Source organism: Mesorhizobium sp. Root102, from assembly GCF_001425625.1.
Classification (GTDB): domain Bacteria; phylum Pseudomonadota; class Alphaproteobacteria; order Rhizobiales; family Rhizobiaceae; genus Mesorhizobium.
The window spans coordinates 319,206-342,458 of record NZ_LMCP01000001.1 but is presented as its reverse complement, the minus strand read 5'-3'; the positions used below and the strand labels follow the sequence as shown (position 1 = coordinate 342,458).

Genomic DNA, 23,253 nt, shown 5'->3' with positions numbered 1-23,253 from the left:
CAATGACAGACGTCGCATTCTCGTCCAGCAGGCCGTCATTCAGCCCGCTCCGGCTTCAGGATCGTTCTCTGGCCTGGCAGGCTGGAGCCGTCGCGCTCGGCACGCTGTTCCTGGCGCTGTCGTCCTACATCGAAGTGCCGATGGTGCCGGTGCCGGTGACCATGCAGACCTTCGCCGTGACCTTGATTGGCGCGCTCTATGGCTGGCGGCTTGGCGCGATCACCATCGCGGCGTGGCTGGTCGAGGGCGCGGTCGGCTTTCCGGTTCTGGCCGGAGGCGCTGCCGGTGCGTCGTTTTTCGTCGGGCCAACGGGTGGTTATCTCTTTGCCTTCCCGCTTGCCGGCGCGCTTGTCGGTTGGCTCGCCGAACGCGGCTGGAACGGCAACAGGGTGGTGCTTGCCTTCGTCGCCATGCTGCTCGGCAACCTTGCCTGCCTGGTGCTCGGAACAGCATGGCTAGCCGTGATGATCGGCGCCGAACAGGCCATCACCTTCGGCTTCCTGCCCTTCCTCCTCGGCGGGCTGCTCAAATCGGCACTCGGTGCTGCGACCCTCATGGCCCTTCCCGGCGGCAAGGCGAAACCGGCCAATCCGTGACAATCAGGCTGCGCGCTCATCACCTCCTTTGCCTGCTCACCTATGTGGGCAAGGGATACACTCCCGCCTTCACCGCCAATTATGATCGCGTCGCGGACCGCCTGAGCCGGGGCGAGGACATCCTCCTCGTTTCCGGCCCCGACGATGTCTGCGCCCCGTTGCTCGACGAGCCGGAACCGCATTGTCTCAACGAGAGCGTCGTCGAGCGCGACCGGCTCGCGGCACAGGATGTGGAGGAGTTGCTGGCGCGCCCGATCCGGGTCGGCGCCCGTCTCGATCTCGACGCGGCGATCCTGGCCCGGATGCGACGGGCGTTTTCGGCTGGCCGTGTGCGCAAGGCTTGCGGCGGCTGTGAGTGGAACGAGCTGTGCAGCACGATTGCGGCCGGCGGATATAGCGGCACGCTGGTGCAGCGGTCTGCCTCGTCAGGCGAGGGCTGATATTGGCGCCGAGCCCAGCGGTCGAATCCGTGATATGTTCGGCTCCGAGTAGGGCCATGGCCGAAATTCAAGATCGGAAAACTGGTGCCTGTCGCCATGGTTTGTTAATCGGGTGCCCGGATTGTGAATTCGAGGCGGATTGAAGCACGACCCCAAAAAGGCCATGCTTTGCCTGGAAAGATCGAGTCTACGTCGATCCCGCTGACGCGGAGATGGCGCCTGGCTGAAAGGGATACGATGCGGCAAGGACGTGCGCGCTGGCTGACAAGGCTGGCAATTGTGGCAGGCATGGCGATCTCGGCTTTGCCGGCCTATGCCAAGCAAACCACAGAACCGGTCAAGATCACGTCGTTCTCGGGCGCCTATCTGGCAGCCCGGATCGCCGAAGGCGACAACGACCTCGACAGCGCCATCGCCTACTACAAGCAGGCACTGGCCTTCGACCCGAGCGACACCGGCCTGCAGCAGAGCCTGATGCTGTCGCTGATCGCGCAAGGCCGCTTCGACGAATCCCTCGTTTATGCCGACAAGCTCAAGGAAGTTCCCGATGTCGAGCGCTTCTCGCGCCTGGCACTCGCCGTTGATTCCTTCCACAAGAAGGATTTCACTAAGGCGCAATACTGGCTCAAGCTGTCGCTGGAATCCGATCTCGACCGGCTGATCTCCGGGGTGATGTCCGGCTGGGCCCAACAGGGCGCCGGCGAAGCCTCCGACGCGATGGCCTCCATCGACAAGCTGCAGGGGCCGGATTGGTTCGGCCTGTTCAAGTCGTTCCACCGGGCATTGATCGCCGATGCGTCCGGTATGCCCGAAAAGGCCGAAGCGATCTACGCCGCGACCATGCAGGACACCGCCGCCGGCGGTGCCGCTCCCGAAACCTGGATGCGCAACGCGCAGGCCTACGCCTCGTTCCTGGCCCGCAAGGGCGACAAGGCCAAGGCGCTGTCGGTGCTCGACCAGGCCGAGGCGTTTTCGCCGGGCAAGCTGGAAATCGTCGCCTTGCGCGGCATGATCGCCAAGGGCGACAAGATTGCGCCCTTCGCTGCAGGCCCGTCGGATGGTGCGTCGGAAATTCTGCTCGACCTCGCCACCGCGCTCAACCGTGGCGGCGGCGAGCCGTTCGTGCGCCTCTATCTGCAGTATGCGCTCGCCCTGAGGCCTGACAGCGACGCCGCCCTTGTGCAGCTCGCTGCCGTTTCCGAGCAACTGAAGGACGGCGAGGGCGCTATTGCGCTCTATCGGCGGATCCCCGCTACCTCGCCGTTGAAAGAGCTTTCGGACCTGCAGCTTGGCCTCAACCTTGCCGATCTCGACCGTCACGAAGAGGCGATCACCCATCTTAAGGCCTTCGTCGACGCCCATCCCGACGACATGCGCGCCTATCTGGCGCTCGGCGGCGTCTATTCCTCGAAGGAGGATTTCCGCTCGGCCGCCAATCTCTACGACAAGGCTGTCGATGTGCTGAAGACGCCGACCGCAGCCAACTGGAACATCTTCTACCAGCGCGGCATCGCCTATGAGCGCCTGAAGGAATGGCCCAAGGCCGAGCCTAACTTCCGCAAGGCGCTGGAGCTGTTCCCCGACCAGCCGCAGGTGCTGAATTATCTCGGCTATTCCTGGGTCGATATGAACACCAACCTCAAGGAAGGCCTGGCGATGATCCAGAAGGCCGTCGACCTCAGGCCAAGCGACGGGTACATCGTCGATTCGCTGGGTTGGGCCTATTTCCGCCTCGGCAGGTTCGATGACGCCGTGCGCGAAATGGAACGCGCCGTGTCGCTGAAGCCGGAAGATCCGGTTCTCAACGATCACCTCGGCGATGCCTATTGGCGCGTCGGCCGCAAGCTGGAAGCAACTTTCCAGTGGAACCAGGCCCGCGACCTGAAGCCGGATCCCGATGTGCTGGCCACCTTGCAGCAGAAGCTGATGAAGGGCCTGCCGCCGATCGAATCCAACACGGCGCAGGAGACCCCGAAGGTCAAGCCATTGCCGGTGCCCGCCCCGAAGGGGTGAAGTCGACTATTTGATTGCGAGCGGGGCTCTTTTCGGAGCCCCATTTTCGTTTCCGACCCATAATCTCAGCAGATTCTAGAACATCTTCCGGTAGACGACGAAGCCGGAGCGTTCGCCGACCTTGTCGTAGAGCTTCATCGCCGTGTGGTTGGTTTCATGCGTCAGCCAGTACACCCGGCCAGAGCCGGCGGCCTGGGCGCGCTCATAGACCCCCTCGATCAGCGCCCGGCCGATGCTTTTTCCTCGCGAGGCCTCAGCGGTGAAAAGGTCCTGCAGGTAGCAATTCGGCGGGATCGCCGTCGTACTGCGATGGAAGAGGTAATGCACCAGGCCGAGAAGCTTCCCCTCGCTTTCGGCTACCAGCGCATGGACCGGCTCATAGGCATCGAAGAAGCGCGACCATGTCATCGCCGTGATCTCGCTAGCCAGGGCCGTTTCGCCTGAGCGGCCATAGAATGCGTTGTAGCCATCCCACAGCGGCAGCCATTGGTCGAAATCCTGGGGCGCAATGGGGCGGATGATGATCGGGCTGGGCATGGCTGGACCTGTTGTCATTGACATGGACGACGCATCGAACAGACCTCAGGCTTCCATGACCGGCAATGGGCCAGCCCCTCGCAATGCTTTCAACATCATCCCGCACGCTCCAGGCGATCCGCACCGGCGTGCTTTGCTTGACGCTTCGCCGTCGTGTCTCTAGGACGTGCCGGCAAGCTAGCCTGTGTTGTCGAGGCCCCCGTGACGATTGAAATCCCGACGATTGAAATCCCCGCCCATATGCATCCCAGCCGCTCGTTCCAGGGGCTGATCCTGACCTTGCACAACTATTGGGCCGCCTATGGCTGCGTCATCCTACAACCCTACGACATGGAAGTCGGCGCCGGCACCTTTCATCCGGCAACGACGCTGCGCGCGCTTGGGCCAAAACGCTGGAACGCCGCCTATGTCCAGCCCTCGCGCCGTCCCAAGGACGGCCGCTATGGCGAGAATCCGAACCGGCTGCAGCATTATTACCAGTATCAGGTGATCCTGAAGCCGAATCCGCCCAACCTGCAGGAGCTCTACCTCGGCTCGCTGGCGGCGATCGGCGTCGATCCGCTGCTGCACGACATCCGCTTCGTCGAGGACGATTGGGAAAGCCCGACGCTGGGCGCCTGGGGGCTGGGCTGGGAATGCTGGTGCGACGGCATGGAAGTGTCGCAGTTCACCTATTTCCAGCAGGTCTGCGGCATCGAATGCGCGCCCGTGGCTGGCGAGCTCACCTACGGGCTGGAACGGCTGGCCATGTATGTGCAGGGCGTCGACAATGTCTACGACCTCAACTTCAACGGTCGCGAAGGGGCCGACAAGGTCACTTATGGCGATGTCTTCCTGCAGGCCGAGCAGGAATATTCGCGTCACAATTTCGAATACGCCAACACAGCGATGCTGCTCAGGCATTTCGAGGACGCCGAGGCCGAGTGCAAGGCGCTGCTCGATGCCGGTGCGCCGGCGTCGAACGACAATCTGCCGATGCACCGCATGGTTTTCCCGGCCTATGATCAGTGCATCAAGGCCAGCCATGTCTTCAACCTGCTCGACGCGCGCGGTGTGATTTCGGTCACCGAACGGCAGAGCTACATCCTGCGGGTGCGCAATCTCGCGAAGGCCTGCGGCGAGGCATTTTTGAAGACGCAAGCGGGTGGCCTGGCGGCCTGAGTTTCAGGCCCGTTTCATCATCTCTAAGGAAGCGTGGATCGGCAGCATGTTTTGGGTGCCGGTACCGTCGATCGTGCGCAATGCCTGCCGCACGCCCGGCATCGAGAAGGCGCCGTGAGCCTGTGCGGTGAAGCAGGCGCTGAGCGCGAGGATCTGTAGAAGTCTGGATGCCGTTTTCATGGTCGTTGAGCCAAATGTTCCCTGCCTGAGCGTGGGTCGCTTCAGCGCTGCGTTCGGTTCACGGAAATCTTTGATCCAAGGACGGGTGGCATCGCCTCGTCCCGACAGGGCAGCCAAAATTTCTGCAAAGGGTGACAGCGGCCAGCCGAGTTGCTATGCCCCTCTCACCTCCCCCTTGATGGGGAGGTCGCCGCGAAGCGGCGGGTGGGGGTGATAGCGCGGTTTTCTATGCCGAAGCTCGACCGGTTCAAGTTGCAGTCCGCGCAACGGCTCCGTGCGGCAATGACCGACGAGGAGCGCCTGCTGTGGCGGCATCTGTGGCGCATTCCGGTGGAAGGCACCCATTTCCGCAGACAGGCGTCGGTTGGCATATATTTCCCCGACTTCATCTCACACCGGCCGAAACTGATCATCGAAGTGGACGGCGCTCACCATAGTTTCGACGGCCAGCAGCGCCACGACGAGCGTCGAACGAAATGGCTTGAGAGCCAGGGCTACCGTGTCGTCCGCTTCTGGAACCATGAAATCAAAAACGAACTGGATTCCGTGCTCGATACGATCTATGCGGCGGTGGAAGAACGGAAATCACACCTTGGCCAGCAAGACGCCGAGGGCGCTTGACACTGAGACGCCGCCACCCCACCCCGGCGCTACGCGCCGACCCTCCCCATCGAGGGGAGGGTGAGGAGCTACCATGCCTGACCTGCTTCTAGAACTCCGTTCCGAGGAAATTCCCGCCCGCATGCAGCGCAAGGCGGCGGGCGATCTCAGGAAGATGCTGACCGACGGTCTGGTCGAGGCGGGACTGACTTATGAGGCGGCGCGTGAGTATTGGACGCCGCGGCGTCTGACGCTCGATATCAGGGGCCTGACCGCGCGCTCGAAGGACATAAGCGAAGAGATCAAGGGGCCTTCGACATCAGCGCCTGAACAGGCGGTCCAGGGTTTCCTGCGTAAGGCCGGGCTTGCTTCGATCGCCGAGGCGCACGTGCATTCCGACCCAAAGAAAGGCGACTTCTACGTCGCCCATATTTCGAAGCCGGGCAGGGCGGCGGAAGAGATCATCGCCGAGCTGGTGCCGGGCATCATCCGCAATTTTCCGTGGCCGAAATCGATGCGCTGGGGGCCGGCCTCGGCCAAGCCCGGTTCGTTGCGCTGGGTGCGCCCGCTGCAATCGATCCTGTGCACCTTCGGCCCGGAGACCGAGGAGCCGGTAGTGGTCGATTTCGAGATCGACGGCATACGCTCCGGCAACATCACCTATGGCCATCGCTTCCATGCGCCTGATGCCATTACGGTGCGCCGTTTCGACGACTATGTTTCCAAGCTGGAAGCGGCGAAGGTCGTGCTCGATGCCGACCGGCGCAAGGAGATCATCCTTGCCGATGCCCGCAATCTCGCCTTCGCCAACGGGCTCGACCTGGTCGAGGACGACGGGCTGCTGGAAGAGGTGTCCGGGCTGGTCGAATGGCCGGTCGTGCTGATGGGTGAGTTTGAAGAGGCCTTCCTGGCTATTCCGGCCGAGGTGATCCGGCTGACCATCCGCGCCAACCAGAAGTGCTTTGTCACGCGGCCGCAGGGTGTCGACGACGCGCTTTCCAACCGCTTCATCCTCACCGCCAACATCGAGGCCAAGGACGGTGGCAAGGAGATCGCCCACGGCAACGGCAAGGTTGTGCGCGCCCGCTTGTCGGATGCGCTGTATTTCTGGACGACCGATCAGGGCGATTTGCCTGATCTCGACCAGCTCGAGGCATCGGCCAAAAAATTCGGGCTCGATCTGGGCAAGCCGCTCGACCAGCGCATGGCCCGCCTCGACCATCTCGGCGTGACTTTCCATGCCAAACTGGGCACGCAGGGCGAGCGGGTGGAGCGAATTGCTCGGCTGGCTGAAGAATTGGCGCCGATCGTCGGCGCTGACCCAGTGCTGGTGCGTCGCGCTGCCGTCTTGGCGAAGGCCGACCTCACCAGCGAAGTGGTTGGCGAGTTTCCGGAACTGCAGGGCGCCATGGGCCGCAAATATGCATTGATGCAAGGCGAGCACCCATCCGTGGCCGCGGCCATCGAGGAACATTACAAACCGCAGGGACCGTCCGACTATGTGCCGAGCGATCCGGTTTCGATCGCAGTGGCGCTCGCCGACAAGCTGGACACACTGGTCGGCTTTTGGGCCATCGACGAAAAGCCGACCGGCTCGAAGGACCCTTATGCGTTAAGAAGAGCGGCGCTTGGGGTGATCAGGATTTTGGTCGAGAATGGCGTGGATGTGCGACTGGTCCCATTTTTCGCTCAGATGCTCAGACTCCACCGTGCTGCCCAACTTGGGAGGGCGTTTTCAGCGAAAATGTCACTAAGTTTCTTTGACCTGTCTAAATCCTTGCTAGCCCACGCGGCGAGTTCTCCAGTTGGCGCCGATGTTCTGGATGGGCAAGTTGGCGAACACCTGGAGCGTTATCAACAGGGGCAGATACCGCAAGAAGACGAAGTTGGGGCTTTGTATGACCTCCTCGCCTTCTTCCACGACCGCCTCAAAGTCTACCTCCGCGACCAAGGTGCACGCCACGATCTGATCGATGCCGTCATCACGCCGCAGTCCGACGACCTGCTGCAGATCGTGCGCCGCGTCGAAGCGCTCGGCTCCTTCCTCGACACAGAGGATGGAAAAAACCTGCTCGCCGGCACCAAGCGCGCGGCCAACATCCTGGCTGCCGAGGAGAAGAAGAAAACGGCGGTCGCCGAAACCGTTGAGCCGGCGCTGTTTCGTCAGGAGAGCGAGAAATCGTTGTTTGCGGCGGTGAATCAGGCTGAGAAGCAAGCCGGCGAAGCGATTCAAAACGATGACTTTTCCGGCGCCCTGCTGGCGCTTAGCGTTTTGCGTGAACCGGTTGATTCATTCTTTGAGCATGTGCTCGTAAATGACGAGGACTTGTCCGTGCGCGCCAACCGCCTGGCGTTGCTCGCCCGCATCCGCGCGGCGACCGGTCAGGTCGCGGATTTCTCCAGGATCGCAGGTTAAGGCGAAGAAAGTATTCTTTGCCACCGGCCGTCCGAGCCGGCTTACAGTCATATGACAATGATCTCTCCGTGGCAAAAGGGACATGTTCCCCAACCCCACGGAGGCTTCCATGAATTCCGATCACGACATCGAAGTGACAGAAGAAACCCCGGCTCCCGCCGTGGCGCTTGAATCCGCTTCCGAAACCATCCTCGATCATGCCGCCGCCGCTGCGGTCGAAGCCGCCGATCTGTCGGACGACGAAGGCGGCGAAGAGTCGGACAAAGACGACGCCGAAGCCGCCACTCTCTCGGGTGACGAGGAGGACGAAGACGAAGAAGATGAAGAAGACGACGCCGACGACAGCGTGAAGGCTGAAGGCGAAGACGAGGAACCCGACGAAGACGAGTCCGAAGAAGACGAGGACAAGGACGTCGCGGCCTGAGATTTCAATCCAGTTCAGTCGAGAGAGGGCGGCGCATCACAGGCTGAATGAGAACGTCGTCGCTTCGTCTCGGCAAAGCGCCTGACACAGCCATCTACCTTTCAACTCGGCTTTGGCCGGAGGTTGATGCTCCGGACCATGTTGAAACCAGCACCGAGAGTGCCATTTCGGTGCTGGTTCCCTTGATCGCCTCGAGTCGGGAACCGGCCTGTGATCATCCATCTTGTCTTGTGCTCCAGGTCGGGCGCGACGATCATCCCATTAGGATCGGTCGGACCAGGTCCAGCTTCTCGACAACGAAATCGAAGAAGGCGCGGATGCGAGGTGTCGTCCGCAGGTCGGGATGCGTCAGGAGGTACCAGCCGCGCGTCAGTTCTCGTACCGGAGGAAGGACCTGCACCAAGTCATCGTGCATGTCGGCAATCGTGGTGGGCAGCGGAGCGACACCGACGCCAGATTTCACGGCCATCAACACGCCAAGAACGCTGTTGTTGCGAGCTGCGACCTTTGCGTTGGGCGCAACGCTGGCGAACCACTTCGCCGCTCGGTGGTTCACGAGCATTCCATCGAATCCCACGATGGAGTGGTCGGCGATATCTTCAACACGATGTGGCCTGCCATTGTGCTGGATGTAGCTCTGGCTGGCGTAAACCGCCCAGATCGAATCGCCGATTTTCCGCCCGACCAGGTTTTCGTCAGCAGGTTCGCCGGAGCGCAGCGCGATGTCGGCCTCCCCTTTCGAAAGATCGAGATAACCGTCGCTCATCACGAACTCCACCCGCAGCCTCGGATGGCGCTCGTGGAAAAGGTCGAGCAAAGGCGATGATGTGATGCGGGATACCAAAGGCTCGGGGCAGGTGAGACGGATCGTGCCGACCAGCTCATTTCCATGGTCACGGACCTGCCGCTCGACTCCTGCTACGGCCTCGTCCACCCGTTCGATCGCCGGGCGCAGCGCTTCGCCGAGTTCCGTCAGCCGATATCCTGTCGGGTGGCGGCGCACCAACGCATGACCGACCTTGCGCTCCAACTCCATCAGTCGTCGATGAACCGTCGACTGATTGACGCCGAGCGCCCGAGCGGCCGCGAGCGTGCTTCCATGCCGCGCAACTGCAAGAAAATATCGAAGGCCGTTCCAATCGAACATTCGGACGTTATGCAGCATTGCATGGCCGTTCGGCAAACTTGCTGCTGCCCGCTGCCGCGGTCCCGGCCTAGGATCGGCCATCATTCGACGAAGAGAGCCGTATGCACAAGACAATGGAAGTCAGTCAGGCGATCGCGGGCCTTTCGGTCGGCGTCACCGCATCAGCGCGAGACACCGGCGCGGCGAAACTCACCCCGCTTCATCGCGAGGTCGTGCAGACGATGTCGCGCGGAGAAGATCAGGAGGTGCGCGTTCTGTCCGCCACTCTCGATCCAGGCGATCGCACGCCACATCATTCGCACCGCTTTCCGGTAACGGTCTATATGCTCGAAGGCACCTTCACTCTGGAACTCGACGACCGCGAGCCTGTTCACGTGCGCGCCGGTGAAGTGTTCGTTGAACCAGCACACGTCGCCATGACAGGACGCAATCTCGATCCCAAGGTACCGGCAAGAATGGTGCTCTTTTATGTGAGCGACCCCGACACACCATTTGCCGACCCTGTGAGGTGAACGTCCGTTTTCGCTTTGATTAGGGTGTTCCCGATCGATTAGCCTCGGTGGAGAGTCGGGAAGGGTCGCGCCGTTCGGCAGACCTCCGCGACGACGCAAAGAACCAACTGTGCTTTCACACAGCCTGATCAGCGCGACCCTCTCTTTTTAGTGCTCCCGGATGCTGACCTGTCAGTCTTCCAGGATGCTGACGCGCACGCTGTTTTCGTAGACGTCGACCTGGATCAGCGGTTCGCCATTGACGATGGCGCGCTTGGTGGAGGAACTCATCGCACCGCCGCGCTCAAGCATGCGTTGCAGGTCGGCACGCTGGTCGTTGGTCCTGAACCAGCCATCGCCCTCGTCGTCGCGGTCGCGGCGATGGAATTTGTGCCAGTTGGCGCGGTCCTGCCGCACCATTTGCGCAGCATTGTCCAGCGCATAGCCGTCACTCGCCTGATGATCGCGATCGGAAATGCGCGCGACATAGGATCCCAGCATATCGTCGGCACGAGCCGCGACGACGCCAAGCAGTGACGCCAGCAGAAGACCTGCCGCGGTTGCGATTCCAGATTTTCTCATGATCAACCCCCCTTTACCCCTAGCGATGAAATCCCGTCTGCCAGGGCCGCTTGCCGAATTCAGGCGATGGCGTCCCGGCTGACATAAACTGAAAACGGCGTTTGCCTGGCAATGGTGCGCCGGGCGCCAGACCGCCGTCAAGCCACGCCATCAATGTCAGGCTGTCTTTGAACCAAGGCTACTTGGTATAGCCGTTGGGAGGCATCCGCTGGCCTGCTGCCGGCGCCGGAGCACTCGGCGGGGCGGGTTGGTTCTCGGCGTTCCCCGAGGGGGCTGCGGAGGCTGTGGCCGTTGCCGGCGCAGTGCCTGTCGCCGGGGCCGTGCCAGCGGCCGGCGCGGCACCTGTCGCTGGTGCAGCGGTTGGCGCCGGTGCTGGGAAATCGGGACCGGTAACGCCGCCACGAATGACCATCGGGCCTGGCTGGAAGCCATGCCTGGCCTCTGGCTTGTCCGGGATCGCCGCTACCTTTTCATAGGTGACGTCGGGCTCCGTTGCGCCAAGTGCCAGCACCGACGGCGCATCCTTGGTTTTGGCTGCTTCGGTGGTTCTGGGCTGGTTGGGCGCACCGACCCTGACGATCGACGGTGTCGAGGACGGCGCACCGGGAAAAACCAGCGACGAGGCCTGGGCCCCACCCGTTGCCGCCGCAAGAATGATACCCAACAGGATACGCACTGACACGATGACCGCTCCCCTTTGCCCAGAAGCTGCACAATAGCGGACCGGAATTGATACCGGCTTTCGTGGAAACATCGCATTTTAGGAATTGATAAATCGCCAATGGCCCGACTTGCCTGACAATCGCCTGCCCAACAGCCGACTTGCCCAGCGGCCGCCATCGTACTAGGCACCCGGTATCTGTGAGGTGACGAGCGTGGCTGAAATACTTGCCGTCGGCGAGGCAATGGAACGGGCGCTGGCGCTGCTCAGGGGTGGCGATGTCGTCGCCATCCCAACGGAAACCGTCTATGGGCTTGCCGGTGACGCCACCAACGGCATCAGTGTGGCGCGCATCTTCGAAGCCAAGGGGCGGCCGCGCTTCAACCCGCTGATCGCCCATGTCGCCGACATGGCGATGGCAGAGCGCCTCGCGCTGTTCGATCCGCTGTCGAAGAAACTGGCGCTGGCATTCTGGCCCGGCCCGCTGACGCTGGTGCTGCCACATCGGCCCGGCAACGGCATCCATCCGCTGGTCACGGCCGGGCTCGATACGATCGCCTTGCGCATGCCGAGGGGCTTTGGAGGCGACCTGATCGCCAGGCTCGGCCGTCCGCTTGCAGCACCCAGCGCCAATTCATCCGGCAAGATCAGCGCGACGACCGCACAAGCGGTGGCGGCCGATCTCGGCGAACGGATAAAGCTGGTGGTCGATGGCGGCGCGACGCCGGTCGGGCTGGAATCGACGATTCTCAAGGCCGAAGGGGACAGAGTGCGGCTACTGAGGCCCGGTGGCATTGCCGCCGAGGAGATCGAGGCGGCCGTCGGCATGGAATTGTTGCGCGGCGGTATAGCCGGCGTCGAGGCGCCGGGCATGCTTGCCTCGCACTATGCGCCGGGTGCTGCGATGCGGCTCAACGCCGGCACGGTCGGGGAGGGCGAAGCCCTGCTCGGCTTCGGCGGCCAGCGGGCGCAAGGCTGGCGACACGCCGCTGCTTTCCTCAACCTGTCTGTATCAGGCGACTTGCGCGAAGCGGCGAGCAATCTGTTCGCTTACATGCAGGATCTCGACCGCAGTGGCGCCCAAACCATCGCCGTAGAGCCGGTTCCCTTCGACGGTCTCGGAGAGGCGATCAATGATCGCCTCTCGCGTGCCGCCGCCCCTCGTGACAACACACAGCCAGCGACATAGTTTTCCCGGATGACCGACGTTTCAGAGACTCTCGACCCTGCTCTCATCGATCGCTTCGCCGCGATCGTCGGCGACAAATATGCACTGCGCGACGAGCAGGACATTGCGCCTTACCTCATCGAGCGGCGTGGGCTCTGGCACGGCGCGACATCGCTGGTGCTGCGGCCGGGCAGTGTCGACGAAGTCAGCCGGATCATGCGGCTGGCGACCGAGACAGGCACGCCGATCGTGCCGCAAAGCGGCAACACCGGGCTGGTCGGCGCCCAGGTGCCGGATAGCTCAGGGCGTGAGATCATCCTGTCGCTGTCGCGGCTGAACCGCATCCGCGAGATCGATGTTCTGTCCAACACAGTGACGGTCGAGGCCGGTGTCATCCTGCAGACGCTGCAGGAAGCGGCCGACGCTGCCGACCGGCTGTTTCCGCTGTCGCTGGCCGCGCAAGGCTCCTGCCAGATCGGCGGCAACCTGTCGTCCAACGCCGGCGGCACCGGCGTTCTTGCCTATGGCAATGCGCGCGAACTTTGCCTCGGTGTCGAGGTGGTGCTGCCGACCGGCGAGGTGTTCGACGATCTGCGCAAGCTGAAGAAGGACAACACCGGCTACGACCTGAAGAACCTGTTCGTCGGCGCCGAAGGCACGCTCGGTGTCATCACCGCCGCCGTGCTCAAGCTGTTTCCGAAGCCGAAGGGGCGCGAAGTGGCCTTCGTCGGCCTGTCGTCGCCTGAGGCCGCGCTTTCCCTGTTCAGCCTGGCCATGGACCGCGCCGGGGCAGCACTGACCGCCTTCGAATTGATCGGCAAGCGGCCATACGATTTCACGCTGGCGCATGCCCAGGGCGTGGTGCGGCCCTTGGTCGACGACTGGCCGTGGTATGTGCTGATGCAGATTTCATCAGGCCGCTCATCGGAGGATTCGCGAGCGTTGATCGAGGACGTGCTCTCGGCGGGCCTCGAACAGGAATTCGTCGGCGACGCCGTCATCGCCGCAAGTCTCGGGCAAGGGGACGCCTTCTGGAATTTCCGCGAGCTGCTGCCCGAGGCGCAAAAGCCGGAGGGCGCGTCGATCAAGCACGACATTTCCGTGCCAGTGGCAATGATCCCGCGCTTCATCGCGGAGGCCGCCGGTGCGGTGGCGTCGGTGAGCGCCGGTGCCCGCGTGGTCTGCTTCGGCCATATGGGCGACGGCAATCTCCACTATAACATCTCGCGGCCCGTCGACGGCCATGACGAGGCGTTTCTCGCTCTCTATCACACCATGAACAAGGCGGTGCACGACGTCGTGCGCAGCCTGCACGGTTCGATCTCGGCCGAGCATGGCATCGGCCAGCTGAAGCGCGACGAACTGATCGCCACCACGCCGCCCATGGCGATTGATCTAATGCGAAGGGTGAAAGCTGCCTTCGACCCGGCCGGCATCATGAATCCGGGTAAGGTTATCTGATCCTTTCGACATCTTGTGGCTGGTGGGATTCCGATAACCATCCCTGAGATCAGCAAAATTTAACCGACTTTCTTAAGCGGGGCGGTAAGGAGCCCACGCTACTGTCTCCATACAAACGAGGCTGGAAAAACCGGCCCGGAGAGAACCGGACACGGCTCTCAGGAGACAGACAGGAAGGCCACCCTATGAACACCGGACTGAAGCCAGTCTGGGCGGGACGCAACATGCGCCTCGACCCATTTCGCCTGCCGCAAGTGGTGAGCTACGCGACACGCGACGACTACGGCGATGTGACCTTCACCATCGACCAGCGCGGCGCCGTGATCCGCCGCCTGCTCGAGATGAGCGGCGTGCCGGCGATCATCGCTCTGCCCGCCAATGCGTTCCGCGGCGTTGCCGCCCGCGCCATGGAAGACCCTGACGGCAATGTCACGGTGACCCTGGAACTCCTGCACAACGATCCGATGCTGTCGGTGCCGCTGCTGGTGGCCGACGATCTCGACGATGTCGCCGCCGACTGGCGCGCCTGGGCCGACGCCTACCGTCTGCCGATGCTGCTGATCGAGTCGGACGGCGTCGCCCGCACCCTGGAAGAATCGCTCGGCGCCGCCATCAAGACGCTGCCGCCGCAGGATCGCCGCAAGGGCCGTGTGTCCAACACCCGACGCCCGCGCTTCCTCGCTCGCCGCAGGGCCGGCGACCTCGGTCTCAGGCTGGTCATCGACGGCCAGGAGATCATTTCGCGCGAGTGAGCATGATCCCGGTAGGGAACATGCAAGAAAAGCGAAGCCGCTAAACCAGCGGCTTCAGTGCTACCCATACAGCGCCGCCGATCAGGCCCAGGAAGATCAGCCAGCCGACCTGGTTGTTCGACCTGAACAGGCGCAGGCATTGGTCCGGATTGTCGATATCCAACACGGCGATCTGCCGCGCCATATGGGCGCCGGCGGCGATCAGCCCGGCCAGCGCCACCACTGGAGCCTGCGCCGATGCGAAGGCGATGGCAAAGCAGATCAGCGCGCCGCCATAGAGCCCTGCCAGCCACGATTTGGTGTTGTCGCCAAACAGGCGTGCCGTCGAGCGCACGCCGACAATGGCGTCGTCTTCCTTGTCCTGATGCGCGTAGATCGTGTCGTAGCCGATCACCCACAGGATCGAGCCGATATAGAGCATGATTGCGGGCCCATCGAGATCGCCGAACTCGACCGCCCATCCCATCAGTGCGCCCCAGGAAAAGGCAAGGCCGAGCACCAGTTGCGGCCAGTTGGTTATCCGCTTCATGAACGGATAGATGGCGATGATCGCCAGTGAGCAGATGCCGAGCAGGATGGCGAAGCTGTTGAACTGGATGAGCACCACGAGGCCGACCAGGGCCTGCAGGGCAACAAACAGCCATGCTCGCCGGCGCGTCGCTTTGCCGGACGGCAGCGGCCGCGAGCGCGTGCGCTCGACCTGGTTGTCGATGTCCTCGTCGACGAGGTCGTTGTAGGTGCAGCCGGCGCCGCGCATGGCGATGGCGCCGGCCAGGAACAGCACGAGATACCAGGGCGCCGGCAGCAGTGAGAGCAGCGGGTCGCCGGGACGCGGATAGGCGCTCGCCGCAAGGGCAGCCGACCACCAGCACGGCCACAGCAGCAGCTGCCAGCCGATCGGCCTGTCCCATCGGGCAAGCTGCGCATAGGGCCATATCGAGCGCGGCAGCACGCGATAGACCCAGTGGCCGTTCGGCGCATCGGCGACACGGCCCTGGGCCGCTTTCGACTGGATAGTTTCCATGTCCATGGAGTGGCAGCAGCGGCGGAAACCGTCAAGCGGCAAGCGGAGGAGCGGCGTCCGTCAGCCTTTCACGAGGCAAAGATGTCGCGGGTGGCGAACCAACCTTTGGCCACCTCGACGAAGGCCAGTGCCGCATTCGACACACGCTGATGCGTGTCATAGGTGAGCAGGATCCGCTGCATGGGTAGCGGATCCGACAGTGGCTTGCAGATGAGCGGCAGCCCGTCATAGCTGCGGTCCCCATGCGGACGGGTATAGCTGACCGCAACGCCGAAACCGTTGGCGACCATGGAGCGCTGCAGTTCGAACGAGCTTGTTGTCGAGTCAGCCACCGGCGACAGGCCGCGGCTGCGGAACAGGTCGAGCATGTGCTGCCAGCTGTGCGGCTGGTCCGTGGTGATCAGCGGATAGGCGGCCAGATCCGCAAGGCTGACCGATGGGCAATCCGCCAGGGCATGGCCTGCCGGCAACAGAGCGTGCGGACGAAGTTCGCGCAGCAGGATGCGGGCGAAATGCGTCGGCAGGCTGAGATCGTAGGTGAGGCCGAGATCGATGGCCGCGTCGCCGAGCCGCCGCCCTAGCGTCTCGAACGTCTCGCCGCGAACGACGACCTTGACGGCTGGATGGCGTTCGGAGAAGGCGCGCAGCAGGGCCGGCGCGAAGAACGGTGCCAGATCCTCGAAGCATCCCAGCACCAGTTCTCCGCTGACAGCCGATTTGCTTGAACCCAGGCTGATGAGTTCGTCCGTTTCGGTGAGAACCTGTCTTGCCTTGGTCACGACGGCGCGGCCGAACGATGTCGGCGACACGCCGCTTCCCCGCTGGCGGACGAACAGCTTCTGGCCGAAATTCTTTTCGACCGCATCGATGGCTACCGAAATCGAAGGCTGCGATACGTTCAGCACCTTGGCTGCGCCCGTAACGCTGCCGTGACGAGCAACGGCGACAAGATAACGCAATTGGGTGAGGGTCACATTCATAGGTTCGTCCTATGTATCAAATGGAGAGTTATTATTTTACTGAATGAATAAGGGTTGCAATAGTCGGTTCATTCCAAAAGGAGAGCGCCATGGCTTCCGCAACCGACCCCCAGACAATCGATGCCCAGACAATCGATGCAAAGACGATCGCCGACTATCAGCGTGACGGTGCGGTCTGCATTCGCGGCGCCTTCAAGGGCTGGGTCGACACGATCGCCGCCGGCATCGAGCGCAACATGCAGAACCGCAGCGCCACTGCATCCGACATAGCCAACGGCCGCGGCAGTTTCTTCGACGACTATTGCAACTGGGAGCGCATTCCCGAATTCGTCAGCGTGGTGCGGGAATCACCCGCCGCTGAACTGGCTGCGGCGGTGATGCAGTCGCGCACCGCGCAGTTCTTCCACGATCATGTGCTGGTCAAGGAACCCGGCACGCAGAAGCCGACACCCTGGCACCAGGACATTCCGTACTACTTCGTCGATGGCCAGCAGACGGTAAGCTTCTGGATACCCATCGACTCGGTGAAGGAGGCGACATTGCGCCTGATCGCCGGCTCGCACAAATGGGACAAGATGATCCTGCCGGTGCGCTGGCTCGACGACAGCAATTTCTATGCCGGCGAGGGCGACTATCTGCCGGTGCCTGACCCCGACAACGATCCGTCGCTGAAAGTGCTCGAATGGGAAATGGAGCCGGGCGACGCCATTCTGTTCGACTTCAGGACCGCGCATGGCGCGCGCGGCAACCTGACCGCGGCGCGGCGCCGGGCGCTGTCGCTGCGCTGGGTCGGTGACGATGCGCGCTATATCGAGCGGCCGGGACGCACGTCGCCGCCCTATCACGGCCATGGCATGCAGCCGGGACAGAAATTGCGGGAGGACTGGTTTCCGGTCGTCTTCCAGGGCTGAAGCGGGCCAGAATATGGGCGCCGGAATTCGGCTCCCATATTCGGCCGGGGATAACGTTCCCGTGCGCAATTCCGATCAATGCGCCCTGATGCCTTGACCCGTCGCGCAGAGAGCAATAGCGGGTTCTCTGCAGGATTATAGGCATCAAGAGGTGGGCCATGAACGTTCTTCTTCTCGGCTCCGGCGGCCGCGAACATGCGCTCGCCTGGAAGATCGCCTCGTCGCCGCTGCTGACGAAGCTTTATGCCGCCCCCGGCAATCCGGGTATCGGCGGCGAGGCCGAACTGGTGAAACTGGATACAGCCGACCATGCCGCTGTAGCCACGTTTTGCCGGGAAAAAGAGATCGACCTCGTCGTGGTTGGCCCGGAGGGGCCGCTGGTCGCCGGCATTGCCGACGATCTTCGCGCCGAAAACATCCGCGTCTTCGGACCCTCCAAGGCTGCCGCACAGCTGGAAGGCTCTAAAGGTTTCACCAAGGACCTCTGCGCCCGGTACAACATCCCGACCGCCGCCTATGGCCGCTTCGGCGACCTGGCCTCGGCCAAGGCCTATGTTGAAAAGACGGGCGCGCCGATCGTCATCAAGGCCGATGGGCTCGCTGCCGGTAAGGGCGTCACCGTCGCCATGACGCTCGGCGAAGCGCAGGCCGCGCTCGATGCTTGTTTCGATGGTTCCTTCGGCGCTGCCGGCGCGGAAGTGGTGGTCGAGGAGTTCATGACCGGCGAGGAGGCAAGTTTCTTTTGCCTCTGCGACGGCACCACAGCACTTCCCTTCGGCACCGCGCAGGATCACAAGCGCGTCGGCGATGGCGACACCGGCCCTAACACCGGCGGCATGGGCGCCTATTCGCCGGCCCCGGTGATGACGCCGGAACTGGTCGAGCGCACCATGCGCGAGATCATCGAGCCAACCATGCGCGGCATGGCAGAACTTGGCGCGCCGTTCTCCGGCATGCTGTTCGCCGGGCTGATGATCACGGACAAGGGGCCGAAGCTGATCGAATACAACACCCGTTTCGGCGATCCGGAATGCCAGGTGCTGATGATGCGGCTGAAGGACGATCTGCTGGTCCTGCTCAACGCGGCAACCGACGGCCAGCTTGCGCATATGTCGGTGCGCTGGCGCGACGAGGCCGCGCTCACCGTGGTGATGGCGGCCAGGGGCTATCCCGGCACGCCGGAAAAGGGATCAGTCATCAGCGGCGTCGAAGACGCGGCGAGCGACGGTGTCCAGATCTTCCACGCCGGCACTGCCATCAACGGCGGCGCGCTGGTTGCCAATGGCGGCCGCGTCCTCAATGTCACGGCATCAGGCGCAACGGTCGGCGAGGCGCAGAAACGAGCCTATGCCGCGCTCGACCGCATCGACTGGCCGGATGGCTTCTGTCGCCGCGACATCGGCTGGCAGGCCGTGGTGCGCGAGCAGGCTGGCTGAAATTCTGTATTGGGAGACGGCAGTCTACCGCAAACCGCGATCGATCTCGGTTGAAGCGGTGCTGAGCGGATCGGCGGCGGCAAAGGCGGCGTCGAGTTGCGCGGGGGAACGCTGTTCGGTCCGCTTCCAGGCGACATATTGGACAATGCCGAAACCCGGCCGTCGCGGCACCGTCTTCACCACTGGCATGCGGAAGCCGTCGCGGAAACGCGACCAACGTGTGCCCAGCGCTGCAACCATCTCCTCGAAAGTCGGCGGCGCGGCCACGGACGCGTAGGTGATGGTGACATTGCCGGCAAGGCCGGCTTCGCGTGAGACCGGTAGCGGTATCGATGCGAGATAGTCGGGCGGCACGTCGATGAGCCCACCGAACGGCCATTGCGCGCGTAGCGTGGCGGCGTCTGTCGGCGCGACATTGACGTCGATGTCGTTAGGCGTGCCTGCGACCCTGTAAGGGCAGCGGAAACGGCCGCAATTGGCTTGCGCCGAAAACTGCCACAGTGCGTAGCCTTGCCAGTTGCCCATCGGAAAATGCACGTCGATGTCGGACTTGTAACGCGCATACCAGAGCGGCAGCCGCGACAGGAGCCTGTATCTGTAGCTGTTGTCGGCAATGTACTGGGCCGTCTTGCCGTTGGTGTAGAGCACCGGGAAACGTCCGATGCGCCGATGCACCTGGCGCACGAACTCCTCGGCATCGTCGAGCGACATCCATTGCGAAGGATCGTTGCCCTCGATGTCGAGAGCCATGAGATCGTCCGGCGCAGGCTCGGCGAAATCGAGGAAATTATTGGCCTGTTCGACCGGATTGCCGGGGCGGGCGAGATGATAGGCGCCCCATTTCAGGCCAAGTGCCTTGGTAACGACCCGGCGCGTCCGGAACAGTTCCCGCGTCACCGCATGGCGTTTCCACAGCGCCTTGCAGAGCTTCATCTCGGTGTCGTCACCCAAACAGAAATAGGGCGGCGGCATGCCGTCGGAGGCTTTGTTGATGAAGGCGACGATGCGCTTGTCGGTGGCGAGTCGCGCCCAGTCGATGGAATTGTACTCGTAGGCGTCGACGACCAGGGCGCGGTCAGCGTTCTTCCAGGGTTCGGAAAAATCCGAAGTCTTTGCCGCCGTCGACAGCGCCATCGTCGCCGCCAAGGCGAGAAGCGCTGTGCGGCGAAGGAGGCGCGCCGTCCTTTTCAAAACAGGGAATCCCCGTTGATCAAAGGCAAATCCTGAACCGTCATGGTTAATGATTTGCTTTCGGAGGCCGGCGTCAGAAAAGCTGGCGTCGCATCAGCGGCTAGAATCCAAACGGGTTGGGCGCGGGCTCTTGCCGCAGCGTGCCTTCGGCGGCGCGTTTACGGTGGTGGGCGAGAGAGCATTGCGGCGAGCACAATATGCCGCGATCCGACCAATAGGCGGCACCGTGCTCCAGTCTGCCTTCATGGTAGCAGAACCCCTCCGCCCGATAGGGCAGGCCGCATTCGACGCAGCGATAGGCGTCGGGTCTGGCAAGCATGGCAGGGGTTCCGGTCTGCTGGTTCTGATCTGTCGCCGGTTGATTTGATCCGGCATCATTGAATTTAATACGCGCCGCCGCGATTGCAAAATCCGCGTGACAAAATTTGACGTTTACGTAAAAAGAAGATGGGAGACCACTCAACAAGCTGATGGTTTTGCAGTGGCACCGGCTCTAGAGTCGGCGGGGCCGATGCATCAGGAGGAGAGAGCGGCATGTATCGAGCACCGGTCGAGGATATCGCTTTCACGCTCAAGCACGTGGCCGGCATGAAATCGGCACTTGATGCCGGCAGGTTCGGCGATCTCGGTGAGGATCTGGTCGATGCCGTTCTGGGTGAGGCCGGTCGCTTCGCCACCGAAGAGGTCGCACCGCTCTACAAGATCGGCGACGAGCAAGGTGCCGTGCTGAAGGAAGCTGCCGTCACCACACCGCCCGGCTGGAAGGAACTCTATCGCCGTTGGATCGATGGCGGCTGGAACGCGCTCTCCGGGCCTGAAGCCTATGGCGGCCAGGCGCTGCCGACCATGCTTGGCGTCGCCGCGCTCGAAATGTGGAACTCCGCCGCCATGGCCTTCGGCATCGGCCCGACGCTGACCATGGGCGCGGTCGAAGCGCTCGACAAACACGCCTCCGAGGACCTCAAGGCGAAATATCTCGAAAAGCTCGTGTCCGGCGAGTGGATGGGCACGATGAACCTGACCGAACCGCAAGCCGGTTCGGACCTTGCCGCCTTGCGCGCCCGCGCCGAGCCGGCCGGTGACGGCAGCTACCGCATCTTCGGTCAAAAAATCTTCATCACCTATGGCGAGCACGATTTTACCGACAACATCGTCCACCTGGTTCTGGCGCGGCTGCCCGATGCTCCGCCCGGCACGCGCGGCATATCGCTGTTCCTGGTGCCGAAGTTCCTGGTCGGCGACGATGGCTCGCTGGGCGCGCGCAACGACGTCTTCTGTTCCGGGCTCGAGCACAAGCTCGGCATCCATGCCTCGCCGACCTGCACCATGATCTATGGCGACGGCTTTCAGGGCGCCAAGCCAGGCGCCATCGGCTGGCTGATCGGCGAAGAGAACAAGGGCCTCGCCTGCATGTTCACGATGATGAACAATGCGCGGCTTTGTGTCGGCATGCAGGGGGTCGCGGTCGCCGAGGCCGCAACGCAGAAGGCGATTGCCTATGCCAATGAGCGCCGGCAAGGCAGGGCGGCGAGCTACGCTGGTGCCGGCATGGCGCCGATCGTGCATCACCCCGACGTGCAGCGCAATCTCCTGACCATGAAGGCTCTGACGCAGACCGCGCGGGCGATCAGCTATTCTTGTGCCCACGCCATCGATCTGGCTCGGGTGTCCGCTGGCGATGAGGCGGCGCATTGGCGTGACCGCGCCAATCTGCTGACCCCGCTGGCCAAGGCTTTCTCGACCGATGTCGGGGTGGACGTTGCTTCGCTCGGGGTCCAGGTGCACGGCGGCATGGGCTTCATCGAAGAGACGGGCGCGGCCGCCTTCTACCGCGATGCACGCATCGCCCCGATCTATGAGGGCACCAACGGCATCCAGGCCATCGATCTGGTGATGCGCAAATTGCCGCTCGGCGGCGGCGACCATGTGCATGGTTACATCGCCGAACTGGCAGCGATGGCCGGAGTGGTGCGGACATCGAACCTGCAAGGTTTCGGCCGCACCGCCGATGCGCTCGACGCAGCGTTTGGCGATCTGACGCAAGCGACCCGTTTCCTGCAAAAATTGGCGGCCGACGGCCGGTCGGACGAGGCGCTGGCGGGTGCGACGCCCTATCTCAGGCTGATCTCGCTGGCCGCCGGCGGCGCCTATCTGGCGCAGGGGGCGCTTGCCGATCACAACCGCATCGCGCTTTGCCGCTTCTTCGCCGAGAACCTGCTCGGCGAGGTCAGTGCCTTGAAGGAGCGCGTTGTCGACGGCGCCGAGAGTCTCGCCGCAGCCGGCAAAACGCTGATTTCCACCTGACGTTCACAAGGAAAAACCGTGACTGACCATATCCTCGTCGAGCGCCAGGGCGCCATCCAGCTCATCCGTATGAACCGGCCGGACAAGAAGAACGCGCTGACGCGCGCCATGTATGCGAAAATGTCGGCGGCTCTTGCCGAGGGTGACGCCGATCCGGCGGTCCGCGTCCATGTCTTCCTCGGCGTGCCCGGCGCCTTCTCCTCGGGCAACGACCTTGCCGATTTCATGGTCATAGCGACGGGCGGCGATGGCGGCACCGAGGTCTGGGATTTCCTGATGGCGCTGGCGAGGGTCGAGAAACCCATCGTCTCCGGCGTCGACGGCATCGCGGTCGGCATCGGCACGACGCTCAACCTGCATTGCGACCTGACCTTCGCCACGCCACGCACCGTGTTCAGGACGCCGTTCGTCGATCTCGGTCTGGTGCCGGAGGCAGGATCGAGCCTTCTGGCGCCGCGGATATTGGGACAGCAAGCTGCTTTCGCGTTGCTCGGCCTCGGCGAAGGCTTTTCGGCCGAGCGCGCGAAGGCCGCCGGCCTGATCTATGAGGTGGTCGAGGAAGCGGTACTTGAAGCCTCGGTCCTGGCGGCGGCCGGCCAGATCGCGGCCAAGCCGCCGCAAGCGCTGAAGATCGCACGCGACCTGATGCGCGGCTCGCGCGACGACCTCGTCGCCCGCATCGGCGAGGAAAGCGAGCATTTCCGTGAGCGGCTGAAATCCGATGAGGCGCGCGCGGCGCTCACAGCGTTCATGACCAGAAAGAAAGCCTGAGCCTCTC

Annotated in this window: 24 protein-coding genes; 15 read left to right on the top strand and 9 right to left on the bottom strand. The window is 63.1% G+C overall.

Translation table 11 applies throughout. The features are described 5' to 3' along the window. Positions 1–2 precede the first annotated feature (2 nt). The 3 genes from ASD12_RS01590 (at position 3) to ASD12_RS01580 (ending at position 3,049) form a co-directional block, all read left to right on the top strand. Positions 3–596 (top strand): biotin transporter BioY, encoded by a 594-nt coding sequence (locus ASD12_RS01590; protein ID WP_056581914.1) that lies wholly within the window; start codon positions 3–5, stop codon positions 594–596. Continuing rightward, positions 593–1,036: a DUF1284 domain-containing protein gene (locus ASD12_RS01585; RefSeq protein WP_056581154.1), complete on the top strand. Its 444-nt coding sequence runs from the start codon at positions 593–595 to the stop codon at positions 1,034–1,036. The genes ASD12_RS01590 and ASD12_RS01585 overlap by 4 nt, the downstream gene beginning before the upstream one ends. 237 nt (positions 1,037–1,273) lie before the next feature. Then, a complete protein-coding gene (locus ASD12_RS01580) occupies positions 1,274–3,049 on the top strand; it encodes a tetratricopeptide repeat protein (RefSeq protein WP_056581152.1) in 1,776 nt (591 codons plus the stop codon). A 75-nt stretch (positions 3,050–3,124) separates the two neighbouring features. Here ASD12_RS01580 and ASD12_RS01575 read toward each other — a convergent pair whose 3' ends face one another. Continuing rightward, positions 3,125–3,586 (bottom strand): GNAT family N-acetyltransferase, encoded by a 462-nt coding sequence (locus tag ASD12_RS01575; protein WP_056581150.1) that lies wholly within the window; start codon positions 3,584–3,586, stop codon positions 3,125–3,127. Positions 3,587–3,826: 240 nt separating this feature from the next. Here ASD12_RS01575 and ASD12_RS01570 point away from each other — a divergent pair, with 240 nt between their 5' ends. Continuing rightward, on the top strand, positions 3,827–4,747 hold the full coding sequence (locus ASD12_RS01570) for a glycine--tRNA ligase subunit alpha (protein ID WP_056581147.1): 921 nt from the start codon (positions 3,827–3,829) through the stop codon (positions 4,745–4,747). 3 nt (positions 4,748–4,750) lie between these two features. Here ASD12_RS01570 and ASD12_RS35020 read toward each other — a convergent pair whose 3' ends face one another. Continuing rightward, the gene (locus ASD12_RS35020; RefSeq protein WP_164482326.1) at positions 4,751–4,927 is read right to left on the bottom strand and encodes a hypothetical protein; all 177 of its coding nucleotides are present in this window, start codon (positions 4,925–4,927) and stop codon (positions 4,751–4,753) included. 228 nt (positions 4,928–5,155) lie between these two features. Here ASD12_RS35020 and ASD12_RS01565 point away from each other — a divergent pair, with 228 nt between their 5' ends. The 3 genes from ASD12_RS01565 to ASD12_RS01555 all read left to right on the top strand — a co-directional run bounded on the left by ASD12_RS01565 (position 5,156) and on the right by ASD12_RS01555 (position 8,367). Next, positions 5,156–5,548 carry a DUF559 domain-containing protein gene (locus tag ASD12_RS01565; protein ID WP_056581145.1) on the top strand — a complete coding sequence of 131 codons (393 nt, stop codon included), beginning with the start codon at positions 5,156–5,158 and terminating at the stop codon, positions 5,546–5,548. Between the two features lie 73 nt (positions 5,549–5,621). Next, positions 5,622–7,943, top strand: coding sequence for a glycine--tRNA ligase subunit beta (glyS, locus tag ASD12_RS01560; RefSeq protein WP_056581142.1), 2,322 nt, complete (start codon positions 5,622–5,624; stop codon positions 7,941–7,943). 109 nt (positions 7,944–8,052) lie between these two features. Further along, a complete protein-coding gene (locus ASD12_RS01555) occupies positions 8,053–8,367 on the top strand; it encodes a hypothetical protein (protein ID WP_056581140.1) in 315 nt (104 codons plus the stop codon). 253 nt (positions 8,368–8,620) lie between these two features. Here ASD12_RS01555 and ASD12_RS01550 read toward each other — a convergent pair whose 3' ends face one another. Continuing rightward, a complete protein-coding gene (locus tag ASD12_RS01550) occupies positions 8,621–9,532 on the bottom strand; it encodes a LysR family transcriptional regulator (RefSeq protein ID WP_210173850.1) in 912 nt (303 codons plus the stop codon). Between the two features lie 95 nt (positions 9,533–9,627). Here ASD12_RS01550 and ASD12_RS01545 point away from each other — a divergent pair, with 95 nt between their 5' ends. Then, positions 9,628–10,026 (top strand): cupin domain-containing protein, encoded by a 399-nt coding sequence (locus ASD12_RS01545; RefSeq protein ID WP_057145525.1) that lies wholly within the window; start codon positions 9,628–9,630, stop codon positions 10,024–10,026. A 171-nt stretch (positions 10,027–10,197) separates the two neighbouring features. Here ASD12_RS01545 and ASD12_RS01540 read toward each other — a convergent pair whose 3' ends face one another. Beyond that, positions 10,198–10,587 carry a hypothetical protein gene (locus tag ASD12_RS01540; RefSeq protein ID WP_056581913.1) on the bottom strand — a complete coding sequence of 130 codons (390 nt, stop codon included), beginning with the start codon at positions 10,585–10,587 and terminating at the stop codon, positions 10,198–10,200. Positions 10,588–10,765: 178 nt separating this feature from the next. After that, a complete protein-coding gene (locus ASD12_RS01535; protein ID WP_056581132.1) occupies positions 10,766–11,269 on the bottom strand; it encodes a hypothetical protein in 504 nt (167 codons plus the stop codon). A 193-nt stretch (positions 11,270–11,462) separates the two neighbouring features. Between ASD12_RS01535 and ASD12_RS01530 the strand changes: the two genes are divergently transcribed. The 3 genes from ASD12_RS01530 to ASD12_RS01520 all read left to right on the top strand — a co-directional run bounded on the left by ASD12_RS01530 (position 11,463) and on the right by ASD12_RS01520 (position 14,629). After that, the gene (locus tag ASD12_RS01530; RefSeq protein ID WP_056581128.1) at positions 11,463–12,437 is read left to right on the top strand and encodes an L-threonylcarbamoyladenylate synthase; all 975 of its coding nucleotides are present in this window, start codon (positions 11,463–11,465) and stop codon (positions 12,435–12,437) included. Between the two features lie 9 nt (positions 12,438–12,446). Then, a complete protein-coding gene (locus ASD12_RS01525) occupies positions 12,447–13,877 on the top strand; it encodes an FAD-binding oxidoreductase (RefSeq protein WP_056581125.1) in 1,431 nt (476 codons plus the stop codon). 185 nt (positions 13,878–14,062) lie between these two features. Then, positions 14,063–14,629: a DUF6101 family protein gene (locus ASD12_RS01520; RefSeq protein ID WP_056581123.1), complete on the top strand. Its 567-nt coding sequence runs from the start codon at positions 14,063–14,065 to the stop codon at positions 14,627–14,629. Between the two features lie 40 nt (positions 14,630–14,669). On the opposite strand, the gene ubiA is transcribed toward ASD12_RS01520, so the two are convergent. Beyond that, positions 14,670–15,653, bottom strand: a complete 984-nt coding sequence (gene ubiA, locus ASD12_RS01515; protein WP_056581912.1) for a 4-hydroxybenzoate octaprenyltransferase — start codon at positions 15,651–15,653, stop codon at positions 14,670–14,672. A gap of 68 nt (positions 15,654–15,721) precedes the next feature. Next, complete coding sequence (locus ASD12_RS01510; protein ID WP_056581120.1) at positions 15,722–16,633, bottom strand: LysR family transcriptional regulator; 912 nt, start codon at positions 16,631–16,633, stop codon at positions 15,722–15,724. 89 nt (positions 16,634–16,722) lie between these two features. Between ASD12_RS01510 and ASD12_RS01505 the strand changes: the two genes are divergently transcribed. Together ASD12_RS01505 and purD are read left to right on the top strand one after the other, a co-directional pair. Next, positions 16,723–17,544, top strand: coding sequence for a phytanoyl-CoA dioxygenase family protein (locus tag ASD12_RS01505; RefSeq protein ID WP_056581117.1), 822 nt, complete (start codon positions 16,723–16,725; stop codon positions 17,542–17,544). A 158-nt stretch (positions 17,545–17,702) separates the two neighbouring features. Further along, the gene (gene purD / locus ASD12_RS01500; RefSeq protein WP_056581114.1) at positions 17,703–18,980 is read left to right on the top strand and encodes a phosphoribosylamine--glycine ligase; all 1,278 of its coding nucleotides are present in this window, start codon (positions 17,703–17,705) and stop codon (positions 18,978–18,980) included. 24 nt (positions 18,981–19,004) lie between these two features. Here the strand turns inward: purD and ASD12_RS01495 are convergent, their stop codons facing one another. Together ASD12_RS01495 and ASD12_RS32640 are read right to left on the bottom strand one after the other, a co-directional pair. Continuing rightward, complete coding sequence (locus ASD12_RS01495) at positions 19,005–20,114, bottom strand: glycoside hydrolase family 25 protein (protein WP_056581111.1); 1,110 nt, start codon at positions 20,112–20,114, stop codon at positions 19,005–19,007. Between the two features lie 157 nt (positions 20,115–20,271). After that, on the bottom strand, positions 20,272–20,490 hold the full coding sequence (locus ASD12_RS32640; protein WP_082525190.1) for a hypothetical protein: 219 nt from the start codon (positions 20,488–20,490) through the stop codon (positions 20,272–20,274). Positions 20,491–20,705: 215 nt separating this feature from the next. On the opposite strand from ASD12_RS32640, the gene ASD12_RS01485 reads away from it, so the two are divergent. Continuing rightward, a complete protein-coding gene (locus tag ASD12_RS01485) occupies positions 20,706–22,475 on the top strand; it encodes an acyl-CoA dehydrogenase (protein ID WP_056581106.1) in 1,770 nt (589 codons plus the stop codon). 18 nt (positions 22,476–22,493) lie between these two features. Then, a complete protein-coding gene (locus ASD12_RS01480) occupies positions 22,494–23,246 on the top strand; it encodes a crotonase/enoyl-CoA hydratase family protein (RefSeq protein ID WP_056581102.1) in 753 nt (250 codons plus the stop codon). Positions 23,247–23,253 lie beyond the last annotated feature (7 nt).